Origin of the sequence: Streptomyces sp. NPDC048650 (assembly GCF_043199095.1) — a bacterium.
Classification (GTDB): domain Bacteria; phylum Actinomycetota; class Actinomycetes; order Streptomycetales; family Streptomycetaceae; genus Streptomyces.
On sequence record NZ_JBICVM010000013.1, the window covers coordinates 1 to 16463 of the forward strand.

Sequence of the window (16463 nt, forward strand, 5' to 3'; positions counted from 1 at the left end):
GTGTCGGCGAGCTCCTTGAGCTCGTCGTCCGGGCCCCCCAGCTCGATCCGCCGGTGCAGGTCCGAGCCGGCCACCCGCTGGGCGGTACGCGTGATACGGCCCAGCGGCGACAGCACCCGCCCGGCCATGGCATAACCGAAGGCGAAAGCGACCACCGTCAGCCCGAGGAGTGCCAGCACGGAACGGTTCAGGAGGGTGTTCAGAGCCGCCGCCCGTTGTTGCTCGAAACAGCCGTTCAGGGCGGCGTTGGTCTCGTGGAGTGAAACGGCCGACGACAGAGGGGGGCACCGGTCACTGATGACCTTGATGTCGCTGCCGGAGACTCCGAACGACGGAACGCCGTCATCGAGGGCGTTCGCGGCCAGCGTGTAGATGATCGCGAGCAGCACGATGCCGGCCGTCAGGAACATGCCGCCGTAGAGCAGTGTGAGGCGAATGCGGAGGGTGGGGCGCAACCAGAAAGTCGGCTGCCCTGAGGGTTGAGGGCCCCACGTCGGTTTCGCCTGCGTGGTCGGCGGCACGAGAGATTCGGAGGATGCGGCCATCGCCGGTCAGCCTCTGCAACCCGAAACGGGCACAATGGATAAAACCGGGATGAGGGGTGAACGCACTACTGATCCTTTCTCATGCGCATTGCAGCCGAATGGAGTTGTTTGCCCCTCATCCTGCTCAGATAGGCCATAAACCGACGGTAAGAAGTGCCGCCGGCAAAGGGCCGTCCCACAACTCCGCACCTGCTGGTCACGGTGCCCCGATAGCGCCGGCCGGCACTCGGCCGAAGGGGAGGTCGACGCCCCCCTCGACGCAGAGTTGCCGACAGATCACCAACAGGCGGGCGAACCTGAACCCCACCGGAGGCGATCGCTACTGGTACCAGTCGTCTCCGTCGTCTGCGAGGGACCGGCCGAGGTAGTCCTGCAGGTCCCGGGCGACCCAGCGGCGGCTGTCGTCCTCGGGTTCCCATACGAAGATGTCGGCTCGCGGGGGTTTCCGGACGAAGGCGAACTGATCGCCGCCTCCGTTGTCGCCGAAGAAGAGCAGCGCTTCGAGCGGCATGTACAGGTCGGCAAAGGAATCGTCCGACCAGAAGCGAAGATTCTCCTTGATGATTCGCTCCAGGGGCCAGACCGTCTCCACCCCGTAGCGCCCCACGATGCCGTCGGTCTCCTGCAACAGACTCACCAGCCCGGACGGCAGAGAACACCCCAGCCGTTGCCTCGCAGCGGCCAGGCCGACCGCGTCGACCGGCACCCGGAACTCGGCCTCGGGGAACGCCCGGCCTGCAACTTCTCTCCACATGCGGGCAGCCTAGATGTACTGATCGGAGACGTTAGTCAATCGTGAGAAGGGCGGCTGGCTGCCGCAGGCCGTGTGGGGCCGGTGCTGGTTGTAGTGGTGTAGCCACGTCTTGAGTGCGTCCCGTCGCTCTTGTTCTGACTGGTAGCAACGGGCGTGAGCCCAGCCGTCGGCCATTGTTCGATGGAAGCGCTCCACCTTGCCATTCGTCTGCGGTCGGTAAGGGCGTGTGTGCTTCGGCGTGATGGCCAGGGCCTCGCAGGTGTCGCGCCAGAGGAAGGACCGGTACGCGCCTCCGTTGTCCGACAGAATTCGCTCGATGGTAACGCCGCGTCCGGCGAACCACGCCACCGCTCGATGCAGCACCCCGACGGCGGTGATGGCGGTCTCGTCGTCGTGTACCTCGGTGTATGCGACGCGTGAGTGGTCGTCGATGATCGTGTGCATGAAGGCGTAGCCGAGTTTCGGGTTGCCCCACTTGCTCTTCAGCTTGTCGGGAGTGGCCGAGCGGTTCTTCTCGCCTTGCCGTCGCCCGACGTAGCGCCATCCACCGCCGTCAGGGATGTTCCCGAATTTCTTAACGCCCACGTGCACCAGCGAGCCGGGGTACGGGTGCTCGTAAGCGCGGATGGTTCTCCAGTGGCACGGTCGAGATGGGACAGCCTGTTCACCCGCGTCGCGGTGAGGATACGGTGGACCGTCGACGCGGCGATGCCGAGTCGTGTCGCGAGTTGAACTGGGCCCTCCCTCAATCGCCTCCGCAAGCTGACGGATCGCATCGATACTGCCTTGGGCGTCTTCTTCGGCGAGGTCTTCGGTCGGGACGAGCGGTCTTGCATTGACTCGCCAGCAAGGTGGCGGTCGACCCAGCGCTTCACGGTGGGCCAGGAGACCTGGAAACGGGCCGCAACTTCGCTGATTGGCCAGCCGTCGTCAACGACGAGTCGTGCGACTTTCAGACGGTGGCGCGGGGTGAGGGCAGCGTTCGGATGTGACATGTCTGAGCTCCTGGACGAGCTGAAGGGCCGGCCATCGTGTGTGGCCGGCCCTTCGAGAACGAACATAGTGGGTAGGGGTCGTGCAGCTCAGTCCACCGGGGAGACCCGGATGAGGTTGCCGTCGGGGTCCGTGATCACGAACGTGCGGCCGAAGACAGCGTCGTACGGCTCCTCCACGACATGGACTCCCTTCGAGACCCAACTCGTGAAGATCTCGTCAACTGCGGACGCTGCTCCTGGCACCATCAGCCCGACTTCGCTCGTGCGAGGGGTGGTCGGGACCGCGTGTTCGCTGCCCCCCGTCCACAACGCGAACAGGACGCCGGGGGCTACCTCGAAAGCAACGTAGTGGGGACTGGTGAAGGTCGGTTCGATCTCGAACAGGTCGCTGTAGAAGGCCGTAGCGGCCTCGGCGTTGCGGACGTAGATCAGGAACAGGTTGGGGGCGGGCATAGAGCGCTCCTCAGATCGTTGAATTCTCGGCACCGCTCCAGTTGATCGCCTAATCGCGACAGAACCTGTCATCTTTTCTGCGAACATTGGTCAGCATGAAGGCTTCGAGGCTGTTTCACCTCTTGCTGCTCCTGCAGACACGTCAGCGCATCACCACCACCGAGCTCGCCGAGCGTCTGGAGGTTTCGCGGCGGACTGTGCTGCGGGATGTCGAGGCGCTCTCTACAGCAGGTGTGCCTGTTTATGCCGAACGCGGGCGGAACGGTGGGATCGTTCTGCTCCCCGGTGCACGGCTCAACGCATCCCATCTGGAACCACCAGAGCTGGAGGTCCTCTCCGTGGCTGGTTTGGACAGCGCGCAACTTGAGCGCTTGGGACTGTCTGCGGTGCGTGAGTCGGCCGCGCGCAAGATCGCCGCCCGCCAGGCCGCAGCACCTGAGTCGCCGAGCCTGCTGCGACTGGCGAACCTGGTACTCGTGGACAGCAACGCGTGGCTTGCTGACTCAAAGGCAGCGGTGGACGTATCGGATCTAGCCTCGGCCCTGCGACACCGACGCCGGCTGCGAATCCAGTACCGGCGCAGTGCCGAGAAACAGGCCTCGGCGCGGGTGGTCGACCCGTACGGGATCGTGGCGAAATCAGGCCGCTGGTATCTCATCGCCGACGACCAGGGGACCGGTCGGCTGTTCGCTCTGGAACGACTCTCGGCCTACGAACAACTCGACGCGCCAGCTGTTCTCCGACCAGATGAGACCCTCCGCACCAGGTGGGCTGCGTTGAAGGAACGCACCGAGAGGCCAGGTCGCGTGAGCGTGACCGTCCGTCTGCGAGAAAATGGCCTCGACCTGGCACGGCGCATCCTCGGCACCCGCATCCACGATGTCTCCGACACGGAAAACGGCTGGTGCACCGTCGTCGTCCGCTACCCCGACATCGAGTCAGTGCGTCAGCTCCTCCAGTTCGGCGACCACATCGAGATACTCACCCCAGAGACAGCCCGCAAACGCATGAGCCAGCTTGCCAAGGACCTGGCTGAAAGACACTCGGCCCCAGCCTCGTGACTGCTAAGCGGCACGCCCTGCTCTCGATCAATGTCCCCGGTCGATACACCTAGACAGCCCCGCCGACTCCCCACTCGGGCATCCCGGAGCCGAGCGGCCCTACTCCTGCTCGTCCAGCATGAAGGATCCGTACTCGGGCTTCCCCGCCCGTTCGTAGGCGCAGTACTGCACGCCCGCACCGGAGGCGCGGGATTCCGTGAGCGTCCAGGCCGAAGGGGCGGCGCCCTCGGCGAAGAGCCGCTTGCCGGTGCCGATGATCACGGGGTTGACGAGCAGCCGGTACTCGTCGACGAGGTCGTGCTGCTGCAGGGTGCGGATGAGGTCGCTGCTGCCCTGCGTCATGATCACGCCGTCGAGCTGCTCCTTGAGCTGTGCGACGGACTCTGCGGCGTCGCCCTTCAGCAGATGGGAGTTGTGCCACTCCAGGCTGCTCCGGGTGCGCGAGGTGACGTATTTGGGCATGGCGTTGAGCTTCACGGCGATGGGGTCGTTCTCGTCGGTGACGCGGGGCCAGTGGGCGGCGAAGATGTCGTACGTCTTCCGGCCGAGCAGGAGATGGTCGGCGGTCTGCTCGAAGATCCTCGTCATGAGGTCCATGAAGTCGTCGTCGACGTACGGGACCTGCCAGCCGCCGTGCTCGAAGCCTTCGTCGACGTCCTCGCCCGGGCCGCCGGGGGCCTGCATGACGCCGTCCAGGGTGACGAATGCGGTGACGATCAGTGTGCTCATGGTACTGCCTTTCGGGTGCGGAATCTGCCTGCACCCGTTGTGACTCCCGGGCCGACGAGAACTCATCGCCCTGTCGGCGTGCGTCGACATCATCGTGGTGGGGGTTGAACCAGTGTGCGGCTCGCCCGGCGCCGACAAGGGCGCCGAGGAGCCGCACCGACTGCTACTTCCGGTCCCCGAGCACCTCGGTCGCCACGTCCTGCAACGCGGCCTGAGCCTGAGCGAAGGCGTTGGGCGGCTGCAGGGCCTCCTGGTGCTTGCCGGGCTTGGACTTGGAACCCTCATGAGCCGGACATGCCTGCGCGGCTGACGCCCCCAGTGCCACTACGGCGATCGAGCTGGCAACCATTACCCCGGCACGACGAATGCGCATCATCACTCCAACGGAAGGCAGGCTGACATCCACGGTGGATGTCTCTCCAACAACCGGGTTGGCCACCTGCTGGTTACACGCCAAGCGGGTGACGGGTGGAGCGAATGCCGGCAGTCGGCTCGGCCGACCGTGCCCGTGGGGCCGCTTCGGGGCGCAGCGGCCGAGGTGTCGATGCCCCGGCCGCCGTGACCGGCGTCGGGCAGGGCGGCTCACGTGTCGGACGGATCGACCATGGCGGCCAGTACGGCGCGCCGGTCCTCGCCGGGCCGGGCGCGAAGGGACGGGGCCAGGCGGTCGGCGTGGTAGTGCCAGCGGTGGTCGAGGTCCGGGTGGACCTCGTCCGTTTCGCGGATCTCGCTGTCGCTCCCGAGCAGCGTGATCAGCTCGCCCGCCAGGTCCCGCCACGCGACGTGGCCGCTGAGGGCGTTGGCCACGCCGTGTACGGGTGCGTTCAGGCAGGAGACCACGGCGCGTGCCAGGGCCGCGGCGTGCACCCAGGCCGCCCCGAACCAGTCGCACCCGTCGGTACCCGGCCGGGGAAGGTCCATCGGATGTCCCGCGCGTGCCGCCTGGTAGAGCATTCCGGTCGCACCCCAGCGCAGCTGATCGCGCAGCCGCTGGTGGGGTCCCCAGACCAGGGGGGACCGAACGGCGCTGGCGCCGCCACGTCCCTGGGTTCCGGCCGCCCGCAGCAGCATTCCTTCGCAGTCGAGCTTGGCCTGTCCGTACGCGCTCAACGGCTGCCGTGCGGCGGACTCCTCCGCCACCGATGTGCCGGCCGGACGTCCGTAGGCGTCCACGCTGCTGACGAAGACGAACGGGCCGCGCGACCAGGCGCCGACCATGGCCGCCATCGCCGCCACGTCGACCTCGGGACGGGTGAAGGTGCAGGCCGCGTGGATGACGGCATCCGCGCTGCCGACGGCCGTGCGCAGGCCGTCGAGGTCGGTGAGGTCGCCCTCGACGACGTCCACGCCGGTCGCGGCGACCAGGTGCGCGGATTCGGGGCGGGCCAGGGCCAGTACCGGGCGTCCCTGGGCGGCCAGTTCGCGCAGCACGGACGCGCCGACGCCGCCGGTGCCGCCGGTGACCAGGACGGTCCCCTCGCGGGTGCGCCGTGGGCGGGAGGGGGTGGTCGCGGGGGCGGCGGCGCGTTCCGCCTCGCGCGTGTCCAGCAGGGCGGTGACGGCGCGCGGGCTGCGGGCCTGCATGATGTCCAGGCCGGTCAGCGGCAGATTCAGTGCCCGGCGCAGCCGTTCGGCGAGCTGGACGGCGATCAGCGAGTGGCCGCCGAGGAGGAAGAAGTCGTCGTCCGGCCGGGGTGTGTGGCCCAGCAGGTCGGTGAAGGCTTCGGTCACGGCATCGGCGCGCGGACCGTGCGGTGCGGGTGCGGACGGCAGCCCGGGGAGCCGGGCGAGGTCGGGCGCGCCGTCTGCCGTACGCGGCAGGGTGTCCAGCAGGGTCACCGCGGCGGGCACGCGTTCCGGGGCGAGCGCGGTGCGAAGACGGGCACGGAGTTCGGCGGGCGAGGGGCCGCCGATCTCCCGCAGGACGGCGTACGCCAGCAGCGGGCCGCCGGCCGGTTCGACCACCGCGGCGTCGGCCACCGCGGGGTGTGACCGCAGCAGCGCCTCGGCCGGGTGCCCGGCGGGCCCGCCCGGGGGCGCCGGCGCCGCGCCGGGCAGCCGGGAGAGCCGGCGGCCCGGCTCGTCCGCCACCGCGGTGAGCAGGGCGGCCCAGTGCGCCCCGAGGGCGGCCGCCTCCTTCTCGTCCAGTGCGGTCCGGCCGTACTGGACGAGGGCGGCGGGAGCGTCGGTGTGCACGAGCCCGAAGGACAGGTCGAACTTGGCCTCGCCGGAAGGGACTTCGACGTACCGGCCCTCCGTGCCGGGCAGTTGCAAGGTCGTGGGGTGGCCCAGGACGTCCGCGGTCACCCGGATCAGCGCGGTGCCGTCGGTGTTGCGGGCGGCGGCGCCGAGCCGCTCCAGGATGAGGTCGAAGGGCACGTCGCGGTGCTGCTGGGCGTCGAGCAGTGCCTCGCGGACGCGTTCCACGAGCGTGGTGAAGGCGGGGTCTCCGGCGGTGTCCACGCGGACCGGGAGGGTGTTCACGCACAGCCCTACCAGGCCGCGCATTTCCGTGCCCTGCCGGTGTGTGCCCGCGACCCCGATCACCAGGTCGTCCTGGCCGGTGAAGCGGTGCAGTGCGGCGAAGGCCGCGGCGAGTGCCACGGTGAACAGCGTGGCCCGGTGCTCTCGGCCCAGGTCGCGCAGCGCCGCCGGAATCCGGGAGTCGAGCGGCACGGTGTGCGTGGTGGTGGCCGGCCGGGTGGTGGTGTCGGCGGGCGGGTTCGCGGGGCGGGGCAGGCGCAGCGGGGCGACACCTTCGAGGCGCTCCGCCCAGTGGCTCAGGCCCTCGTCGTGGCGGTCGGCGCCCGCCCGCTCGCGCCGGGCGAAGTCCGCGTACTGCGGAGGTGCCGGCCGCTCGGCCGGGGTGCCCTGGGCGGCGGCCGTGTAGAGCTCGCCCAACTCCTCGGCGACGGTCTCCAGTGACGCGCCGTCCAACGAGATGTGATGGAACGTCAGTTGAATGGTGTGGTCGTCCGGCCCGTGCCGCAGGACGAGGGCGCGCGGCACGGTGCCCGCGGCGAGGTCGAACGGGCGGCGGGCCTCGGCGGCCAGCAGCGCGTGGGAGCCGGCCGCGTCCGTGTCCACGACGCGGATCGCGATCTCCTGCGGTGCCGGAAGCACTTCCTGGTACGGCTCGGCGTCCTGTTGGCCGTAGCGGGTGCGCAGGATCTGGTGGCGGTGGACCAGGGATGTCAGCGCGGCGCCCAGGGCGTGCAGGTCGAGCGGGCCACGCAGGCGGGTGGCGAAGGGGATGCTGTAGGAGGCACCGTCCTGGCCGAGCCGGTCCATCAGCCACATGCGGCGCTGGGCGTGGGTGAGCGGTGCGGGCCCGTGGTGGACGGTTGCGGAGGCGGTCGCGGGGCCGGGGCGGGCGGCGCGGGAGCGTGCCCGGCGCAGCAGTTCCTCCTGAAGGGCGGCCGCGGTGGGGGTGTCAGTGGACATCGGTGTCCTCCGGGGCGCCGGGGCGCAGGTCGCTGTGGGCGGCGAGCAGTGCGCGCTCGACCAGTGCGGCGTGTCCCGCCACGGTGGGGAGGGCGAAGAAGTCGGCGAGCGTCAACTCGACGCCGAGGTCCTCGCGAAGGTCGTCGGCGACGGCGAGCGCGAGCAGGGAGTGTCCGCCCAGGGCGATGAAGTCGTCTTCCGGGCGGGCCACTTCACAGCCGAGCGACCGGCTCCAGATCTCGGCCACGGCCTGCTGCAGGGGGCCGAGCGGCTCGGCCGGGGTGCCGGGCCCGTCCTCCGTGACGAGGTCCGTCAGCGCGCGGCGGTCGACCTTCCCGGAGGGGGTGAGCGGCAGTGCGTCGACGATCTGCACGTGGTCGGGCAGCAGAGCGGCCGGCAGCACGGCGGCGAGCCGTTCGCGCAGGGTGGCGGGACGGGGCACGGGCCCGGGGGCGGCCACGACGAAGGCGGTGAGCCGGGCGTCGTCGTGTGTGCGGCGGTGCACGGTCACGGCGGCGTCCGCCACTTCGGGCTGCTCGCGCAGGGCGTGTTCGATCTCCGCCGGTTCGATCCGGAAGCCGCGGATCTTGAACTGGTCGTCCGTCCGCCCGTGGAAGTCGAGGCTTCCGTCCGGGCGCAGCGAGACGAGGTCGCCGGTGCGGTAGAGGCGCCCGAGCTCGGGGTGGTGGACGAATGCTTCGCCGGTCGGCCGGGACCGGCCGGTGTAGCCGTGTGCCAGCCGGCAGCCGCCGATCCACAGTTCGCCGCGCTCGCCGTCGGGGACGGGTCGGCCGGCGTCGTCCAGGAGATGGACCGTCGCGCCGGCGACCGGCCGGCCGATGGGCACCTGACCTTCGCAGTCGGTGTCGGTGACACGGTGGGCGGTGGTGAAGGTCGTCGCCTCCGTCGGCCCGTAGCCGTTGACGAGCTCCAGCCAGGGGAAGGCCCGCAGTACCTCGCGGGCGTGCTGGGCGGACAGTGCCTCGCCGCCCACGACCACGGTGCGCAGCACCGAGAAGATCCGGGAACGGCGGGCGGCCAGCTGGTGGAAGAGCGCGGTGGTGAAGAACGCGACGGTGACGCCGTGGTGTTCGACGTCGCGGGCCAGGTCCTCGAGGGACGGCCGTTCGGTGGTGCACACCACCACCGCGGCGCCGTTGGCCAGAGCGGCCCATATCTCGAAGGTCGAGGCGTCGAACGTCATGGGCGAGTGGAACAGCAGCCGGTCGCGGGGGCCGATGGTGAGGTACGCCGGGTCGGTGACCAGTTCGGCGATCGCGTGGTGCGGCACGGCAACGCCCTTGGGGCGGCCGGTGGACCCCGAGGTGAACATGATGAACGCAGCGGCGTCCGGGGCCGGTTCGGCCGTGGGACAACCGTCGCCGTTTTCCACCATGGCGTCGTCGGGCAGGGCCAGGGTGGTGCCGGGGAGCGCGGCGGATTCGAGGAGTTTGCCGTCGCCGACGGTCAACGTCGCGCCCGCGTCGGCGGTCAGGGCCTCGGAACGGGAGCGCGGATGCGCCGGATCGAGCGGTACGCACACGGCGCCCGCCCACCACAGCGCGAGTTGGGCGACGACGGTGCGGGCGCAGCGGGGCATCAGCAGTGCGACGGAGTCGCCTTGGCGGACCCCGTGTCCGCGCAGATGGCCGGCGAGCGCGCGGGCCGAGGAGACGAGCTGTGCGTAGGTGAGCGTGGTGTCGGCGTCCGCGACGGCCAGGGCGTGCGGGGTCCGCGCGGCGTGCGCTGCCACGAGGGCCGGCAGCCCGCCCGTTGCGGGGCCGCCGGGCGGGTTGTGCAGGGGCGACGGGGTGCCGTCGGTGGGCACGGGGTGTTCCTTCCGGACGTCGGGAGAGTGCGGGGCGGCAAGGGCGCGGCGGGGCATCTCACGCCCCTGCCGGTTGCCGGGCGGGGTGGCCCTGGTCGATGAGCCGGGCCACGGCGTGCAGGTCCTCCTGGCGGAGCAGGGCGGTGGCACGCAGCCGTATCCCGCTCTCCCGCTCGATGGCGGTCAGCAGTTGGGCGGCGAGGAGCGAAGTGCCGCCGACCTCGAGGAAGTTCTCGGTCAGGAGGGTGCCGGGGCGATCCAGCAGGTCGCGGACGGAAGTCAGGACCAGCTGTTCGGCAGGGGTGGCGCCGGCGGGCCGGGCGGCGGCCGGGGCGGTGGCGGCGACGGGTTCGGCCGCGCGCCGGGTCAGCTCGGGGCGGTCCACCTTGCCGTTGGCGTCCAGGGGGAAGGAGCCCACGATCCGGACGTCGGAGGGCACGGCCTGCTCGGGCAGCCAGGCGCGTACCTCTCCCAGCAGCGCGTCCGCCGTGATTCCGGCGTCGTCGACCACCCGTACGTACGCCACCAGGCGGGCGCCTCCGTCGGCGGACCGGGGTGCGACGACGACGGCGCTGCGGACCGCCGGGCTCTTCTCGAACGCGGCTTCCACCTCGGCCGGTTCGATCCGTACGCCGCTGATCTTGACCTGGTCGTCGAGGCGGCCGAGGAATTCCAGCGGGCCGTCGGCGGGCATCCGCACCCGGTCGCCGGTGCGGTACAGGCGTGCCACGCCGGGCAGCCCGAGGTCCTCGGGCACGGCGGCGAAGCGGCGCGCGGTCAGCTCGGGGTCCAGGTAGCCGAGTGCCAGGCCGCTCCCGCCGATGAGGAGTTCGCCGTCCGTGCCGCGCTCGACGGGCCGGCCGGCCTCGTCGGCGACGACGACGGTCACTCCCGGTACGGGGTGGCCGATCGGAGGCGCGGCATCGGTGCCCGCCTCGCTGTCCGTGGCGCGCATGGTGAAGGCGGTGGTGACCACGGTCGCCTCGGCCGGTCCGTAGGCGTTGTGCACGGTGGCGGTCACGTCCGGACCGGGACGGCGCCGCATCCGGTCGCCGCCGACGATCAGATGGCGCAGCTTGAGGTCCTGGGGCCAGGGGCGGTCCAGCAGCGGCTCGGCCATCGGGGTGGCCGCGACGGACACCGACACCGCGGCCTCGCGCCACCAGTCGGCGAGGAGCACGGGGTCCCAGCGGAGTTCGTCGGGGGCGACCGCGAGCGTCGCCCCGGACGTCAGGCCCGCCCACAACTCCAGCAGATGCGGGTCGAACGCGACGCCGATCAGCAGGGACTGCCGGTCTCCGGGAGCGAGACCGGTCGTGGTGCGGTACCAGTCCAGGAGTCCGCCGAGCGCGGCCTCGTCGACGGCCACCGCTTTGGGGCGGCCGGTGGAGCCCGATGTCAGCACGGCGTAGAACGCCCCGTCGGGTGCGGGGCGTGCGCCGTCGCCGGGCGCGGCGAACGCCGCCACGACGGTGGCGCCGGCGTTGGCTCCCTCGGTGGGCAGCGCCAGGTCGTTCCGGTCGGCGGTCCGGTACCGGGGCGGCAGGACGGCGGGGTCGCCGATCAGGCAGACGACGTTCAGGTCCTCGGTGACGGCGTCGGTGCGGCGCTCACCGGGGCGGGGGCCCAGCGGAAGGTAGACGGCGCCGAGCCGGGCGAGTGCGACGGCGGTCACCACGAGCGCGGCGGACCGGTCGAGGCAGACGCCGACGAGGTCCCCGGGCCGCACCCGGTCGCGCAGGGCGCGGGCGGCCTCGTCCGCGGCGGTGTCGATCTGCCGGTAGGTCCAGGTGTGGGCCCCGTCGACCACCGCGGGGGCCTGCGGACATCGCCGGGCCCAGTCCTCGAAGCGGGCCAGCACTCCGGACTCGCTGCCGGCCGCCGGGGCGGCGCCGTGGGCGACGCTCGGCGCGCCGGGGTCGGGGGTGCGTCGTCCGGCGCCGTCGGCGGTGGTCCCGGGTGCCGTCCGTGCGGTCGTCGGCTCGTTCATCGGGACTCCATCTCGGTGGTCGAAGCGGTGGGAGCGGGGGCGGGGGTGCCGACGGACGCGAGGGCGACGGCCTGGTCGGCCAGCACCGGGTTCTGGAAGAGCAGCCGCAGCGGCGGACGCTTCCCCAGCCTCGGCTCCAGCCAGGCGGCCAACTGCGCGGCGAGCAGCGAATGGCCGCCGGCCCGGAAGAAGTCGGAGGACGTGTCGAAGCGGCTGTGGCCCAGGACTTCTCGCCACCCGTCGGCGAGCATCGCCGTCAGCGGGTCGGCGGGCTCCGGCGGCGCTTCGTCGGCGGGCCTCCCGGCGGCGGCCGGCTCCAGTGCGGCGGCGCTGCGGGTGAGCGCGGTGCGGTCGGGCTTGCCGCCGGCCAGCCGCGGCATGGCGTCGAGCCGGGCCCAGCGACCGGGCACGAGGGCGCTCGGCAGCCGCCGGCTCAGTTCCGCGTGCAGCGCCTGCTCGTCCCACGGCCCGCTCTCGTCCGCGCTCTCCAGGAAGCCGACCAGCCGGGGCCCGCCCGCGGCCTCCCGGTCCAGTACGACGGCGCAGGACCGTCCGCCGAGCGCGGTCGAGGCGGCCGCCTCGACCTCTTCCAGTTCGATGCGGTAGCCCCGCAGCTTGATCTGGTGGTCCAGACGGCCCAGGAAGTACAGGAGCCCGTCGCGGCCCCGGTAGCCGCGGTCACCGGTGAGGTAGACCCGCTCACCGCCGAGGGCTTCGATGCGGACGAACCGGGCGGCGGTGGCCTCGGGGTTGCCGACATAGCCCTCGGCCAGCCCGGCGCCGGAGATGGCCAGTTCACCTGCGGCGCCGTCCGGGAGCGGCCGGTGGTGGGCATCCAGGACGTGGACGCGTTCGCCGGGCAGCTCGGTGCCCAGCGGGATCTCCGCCGCGTCGGCGAGCCCGTCCCGGGTGATCTCGTGGACGGTGGAGCTGATGGCGGCTTCGGTGACGCCGTAGACGTTGAGCACGGTGCTGTCGGTGTCGGCGAGGAAGCCGCGCACCACGTCCGCCGGGAGCCGCTCGCCGCCGAGGACCAGCAGTCGCGGCGCCCACTGGCCGTCTCGGAGCGCTGCGCGCAGCTCCTGACGGGTGGCGAGGAAGTAACTGGTGGGCAGGTTGGCGACGGTGACCCGCGCGGCGGCCAGGAGTTCGGCCAGCTCGGTGCCGGTCGGTACCTCGCGCTCGGGGGCGACGAGGCACGCTCCGGCACCGAGCGACGGCAGCACCTCTTCGAGGGCCACGTCGAACGACGGCTGGGCGAACAGCAGCACCCGGTCCCCCGGTGCCAGACCGAACCGGGTGGCTGCGCCGGTGAGATGGTTCTCCAGCGCCGCACGGCCCACGGCGACGGGCTTCGGGATGCCCGTCGAGCCGGACGTGTGAATGAGGTACGCGGCATCGGGCACGGCCGCGGCCGCGCGCGCCGGCGGCAGCACCGGGGCGTCGACCGGCGCCGTCGGGAGGTCGTCGGGAACGCTGACGGGGGTGTCCGGCGAGGTGAGGACCAACGCCGGAGCCAGCCGCCCCAGCAGCAGCTCCAGTCGGGCCGTCGGGTCGGACGGCGAGAGCGGGCAGTACACCGCGCCGGTTCGCAGGCAGGCCAGCAGCGTCACCACCGAGTCGGCGCCGCGGGGCAGCACGGCCGCCACCGGCTGCCCGGCGATCACGCCCGCCTCCCGCATCCGGCGCGCGAGCGAGGAGACCCGCTCGTCCAGCTCGCCGTAGGTGATCCGGCGGGCACCGACGAGCAGCGCGGGCAGCGCCGGGTCGTGGGCGGCGGCGGGGTCGAGCGGATCGTGGGCCGGCACCGCGGGCGCGGTGGGCGCGACGGCGGGCGGTGCCGGCGGGAGCGCGAGGTCCGCGAGGGCGGCGGCGGGGGTGTCGAGGTAGGCGCGCAGCAGGCCGAGGAAGCGTCCGGCGAGCAGCTTGGCCACGTCCTCGTCGAACATGTCGGCGTCGTAGTCCCAGACCAGCGTCATGCCGGCCGCGCCGTGCCGGGGGCCGACGCCGCGCCGGTCGTCGGGCAGCAGCACCACGTCCAGGTCGAAGCGGGTGGTGCCGGTGTTGAAGCCCTCGAAGAGCGTGATGTCCAGGCCTGGGACGTCGATGTCGGGCAGTTCGGCGTCATGGGCGCTGAACATGACGCTGAAGAGGGGATTGTCCGCGCCCGAGGTGTGCAGGCCGAGCGCGCGGGTCAGCTCCTGGATCGGCACCTCTTGGTGCGGCAGCGCACGGAAGAGGGTGTCGGTCACCTCGTCCATGGACTCCTCGGCGGGGGCCGCCGGGTCCAGGCGGAGCGGGAGCGGGATGGTGTTGACGAACATGCCCACAGCCTCCTCGAAGCCGCGCGGGCGGTTGCCGACCGCGGTGCCGATCACCATCTGCGAGCGGCCGCTGTGCCGGCGCAGCAGTTCGGCGAAGAGGCCAAGGAGCGTGGCGAAGGGGGTGAGGCCACGCGTTCGGGCGTGGTCACGGAGACGTTCGGCCAGATCCGCGCCGATGGACTGGCGCAGCTGGCCACCGTGGTGGCGGCGCCGGGTGCCGGGCCGGGTCAGACCGGGCAGCGGCAGGTCGTAGGACATCTCGCGCAGTTCACCGGCCCAGAACTCCAGCCCGTCCCGCCGCTCCCCCGTCGCCTCGTCCCGCGACCGGGCGCGGACGTGATCGGCGTACGAGGGCGCGGCCGGCAGCTCCACCGGCTCGCCCAGGACGTGGCCGCGGTAGACGGTGAACACGTCATGCAGCAGGATCGCGAACGAGTGGCCGTCGTGGATCAGATGGTGCTCGACGTGGATGAGCCGGTGCCGGTCGTCCGCCAGCCGGACCAGCGTCCATCGCAGCAGCGGTGCCTCGTAGGTGTCGAGTGGCGTCTCCGCCTCCGTGCGCAGCAGCTCCTGGAACGCGGCCTCCGGGTCCGTCGCCCCGCCGAGGTCCACGGTGCGCAGGCGCGGTGTGCAGGTGTCGGCGACCCGCTGCCCCGGCATCGCCCCGGCGACGGCGACGAGTTCCAGCCGCAGACCGGCATGCCGGGTGAGCGCGGCGGCGAGTCCCTGGCGCAGCGCGTCGGTGTCGAGCGTGCCCCACAGGTCGAGGGCGGCGGTGAAGTTGTAGGCGCGGCTGCCCGGTTGCACCTGTTCGTGCAGCCAGACGATCTCCTGCGAGGAGGAGAGCGGAAGCATGGGCGATCCCTGAGGTCGTCGGGGTGGGTGTGCTCCGGCCGGGGCATGGTCGGGCCCGGCCTGTGGGGTGCGCAGACCGGCCGCGGATCGCGCGGCAGGGTCTGGGCGGTGGAGGTCGTGGGGTGCGGGGGGTGCGGGGGCCGGTCAGCCGGCTGTCGGCGCCGGGGTCCGCAGTGCGTCGGTGAGCGCCGTGAAGGCCCTCTCGGCGGTGTGGTCGGGGAGGACCGCGCGGTCCCACACCATGCGCAGCAGCAGTTCGGGTCCTTGGGTGACGGAGACCGCGAACGGGCCGCGCACGGCCCGGCCGTCGATGTGGATCTCGCGGCCGGGCACTCCGCCCAGCTGGAGCGGGGGGTGCCGGCGGGTGTCGTCGACGGTCAGCATGCCGTCGAGCCGGCCGGTCCAGCCGGAGCCGGCCGCCCGGGCGGCGTGCACCACGGTGTCGAAGGGGGTGGCGGCATGGTCGAGGTCGTCCCACCAGGCGCCGGCCGTCGCGGACGCGGTGGGCTCGTCGCCCGTCGCGGTCGGGAACACCACGGTGTTGAGGAAGCAGCCGAGCACCGGGGCGGCGCCGGGCGGCCGGCCGCCCCACGGGTAGCCGATCGGCACGACGGGGCCCGCTCCGTACAGCGCCGCTGCCGCCGCGTGGCAGGCGTTGAGCAGTTCGGGGAAGGGCACGCCGTCGCGGGGTGCGGGCATCCGCAGCACGGCCGAGCCGCTCGGCGGCAGGCCGGCGCGGAGCGCCTCCGGCCGCGGCTCGGGGGCCTGTTCGCGCACCGCGCGCAGCCGTTCGCCCCAGTAGGCCGTCGCCTCCGGTGAGCCGGCGCGTTCCTCGGCGGCGAGCTGGAGCAGAACGGCGTCGCGGTAGGCGGCCAGCTCGGCCGCGACGTCGGTGGGAGAGGGACCGTCGGCGCGGGGCCCGTCGCCGTAGCCGGAGCCGAGCTCCCCGACGATCCGGGCCAGCGACCGGCCGTCGCATGCCGTGTGGTCCAGTACGACGGCGAGGACCTCCTCCGTGCCCTGCGGACCGTCCGGCACCAGGAACAGCCGCAGCGGCGGCCCCTGTGGTGCCCAGCGGGACAGGGCGCGGCGCAGCACGGTGGTCGCGTCCTCGCCGGGCCCGCAGTCCATCCGCGTGACGGGCACCTGCGGCGGCTCCAGGCGCAGCGCGGGCGTGCCGCGCAGCACGGTGGGGCGGGCCCGGAGCACGGGGTGCAGCGCGGCCATCCGGTTCGCCGCCGCCGCGAGGCGTACGGGATCGACCGTGCCGCGCGGGAAGGCGTAGAACATCGGCACGAGATCCGGCCGCCCCGCGGGGTCCATGGCACGGACCAGCGCAAAGCGACGCTGGGCGCCCGTGACGGGCAGCAGGACCGGGTCGCCGGCACCGGTGTCGAGTCGCCGGTAGCGGGCCAAGTACTGGCTCGTGATGCTGAGCACGTGATCCTCATTGTCGTGGCTGACGCGCACGCAGAAGGTGGCGTG

General features: G+C 72.2%; 11 protein-coding genes and 1 pseudogene. 1 reads left to right on the forward strand and 11 read right to left on the reverse strand.

Annotated features, from left to right (window positions below; all coding sequences use genetic code 11):
• The 4 genes and pseudogenes from ACGFML_RS29490 to ACGFML_RS29505 form a co-directional block, all read right to left on the reverse strand.
• A partial coding sequence (locus tag ACGFML_RS29490) for a HAMP domain-containing protein (RefSeq protein ID WP_393548658.1) occupies positions 1 to 545 on the reverse strand: 545 nt, incomplete at its 3' end.
• Positions 546 to 864: 319 nt separating this feature from the next.
• Positions 865 to 1299 carry an SMI1/KNR4 family protein gene (locus ACGFML_RS29495; protein ID WP_393548659.1) on the reverse strand — a complete coding sequence of 145 codons (435 nt, stop codon included), beginning with the start codon at positions 1297 to 1299 and terminating at the stop codon, positions 865 to 867.
• Positions 1300 to 1308: 9 nt separating this feature from the next.
• Positions 1309 to 2294: pseudogene (locus tag ACGFML_RS29500) on the reverse strand (IS481 family transposase).
• Between the two features lie 87 nt (positions 2295 to 2381).
• Positions 2382 to 2747 carry a VOC family protein gene (locus ACGFML_RS29505; protein WP_018091439.1) on the reverse strand — a complete coding sequence of 122 codons (366 nt, stop codon included), beginning with the start codon at positions 2745 to 2747 and terminating at the stop codon, positions 2382 to 2384.
• A 95-nt stretch (positions 2748 to 2842) separates the two neighbouring features.
• Between ACGFML_RS29505 and ACGFML_RS29510 the strand changes: the two genes are divergently transcribed.
• Positions 2843 to 3808, forward strand: a complete 966-nt coding sequence (locus ACGFML_RS29510; protein ID WP_393548660.1) for a helix-turn-helix transcriptional regulator — start codon at positions 2843 to 2845, stop codon at positions 3806 to 3808.
• 99 nt (positions 3809 to 3907) lie between these two features.
• Here the strand turns inward: ACGFML_RS29510 and ACGFML_RS29515 are convergent, their stop codons facing one another.
• From ACGFML_RS29515 to ACGFML_RS29545, 7 genes are all read right to left on the reverse strand, one after another.
• Positions 3908 to 4537, reverse strand: a complete 630-nt coding sequence (locus ACGFML_RS29515; RefSeq protein ID WP_393548661.1) for a dihydrofolate reductase family protein — start codon at positions 4535 to 4537, stop codon at positions 3908 to 3910.
• 163 nt (positions 4538 to 4700) lie between these two features.
• Positions 4701 to 4943, reverse strand: a complete 243-nt coding sequence (locus ACGFML_RS29520) for a hypothetical protein (RefSeq protein WP_393548662.1) — start codon at positions 4941 to 4943, stop codon at positions 4701 to 4703.
• A 176-nt stretch (positions 4944 to 5119) separates the two neighbouring features.
• The gene (locus ACGFML_RS29525) at positions 5120 to 7981 is read right to left on the reverse strand and encodes a condensation domain-containing protein (RefSeq protein WP_393548663.1); all 2862 of its coding nucleotides are present in this window, start codon (positions 7979 to 7981) and stop codon (positions 5120 to 5122) included.
• Positions 7971 to 9809: an amino acid adenylation domain-containing protein gene (locus ACGFML_RS29530; protein ID WP_393548664.1), complete on the reverse strand. Its 1839-nt coding sequence runs from the start codon at positions 9807 to 9809 to the stop codon at positions 7971 to 7973. Before ACGFML_RS29530 ends, ACGFML_RS29525 begins: the two co-directional genes overlap by 11 nt.
• Positions 9810 to 9867: 58 nt before the next feature.
• Entirely contained in the window at positions 9868 to 11799 is a 1932-nt protein-coding gene (locus ACGFML_RS29535) for a non-ribosomal peptide synthetase (RefSeq protein ID WP_393548665.1), read from the reverse strand.
• Positions 11796 to 14978 (reverse strand): amino acid adenylation domain-containing protein, encoded by a 3183-nt coding sequence (locus tag ACGFML_RS29540; protein ID WP_393548666.1) that lies wholly within the window; start codon positions 14976 to 14978, stop codon positions 11796 to 11798. The genes ACGFML_RS29535 and ACGFML_RS29540 overlap by 4 nt, the downstream gene beginning before the upstream one ends.
• A 144-nt stretch (positions 14979 to 15122) precedes the next feature.
• The gene (locus ACGFML_RS29545) at positions 15123 to 16418 is read right to left on the reverse strand and encodes a non-ribosomal peptide synthetase (RefSeq protein ID WP_393548667.1); all 1296 of its coding nucleotides are present in this window, start codon (positions 16416 to 16418) and stop codon (positions 15123 to 15125) included.
• Positions 16419 to 16463: the final 45 nt, after the last annotated feature.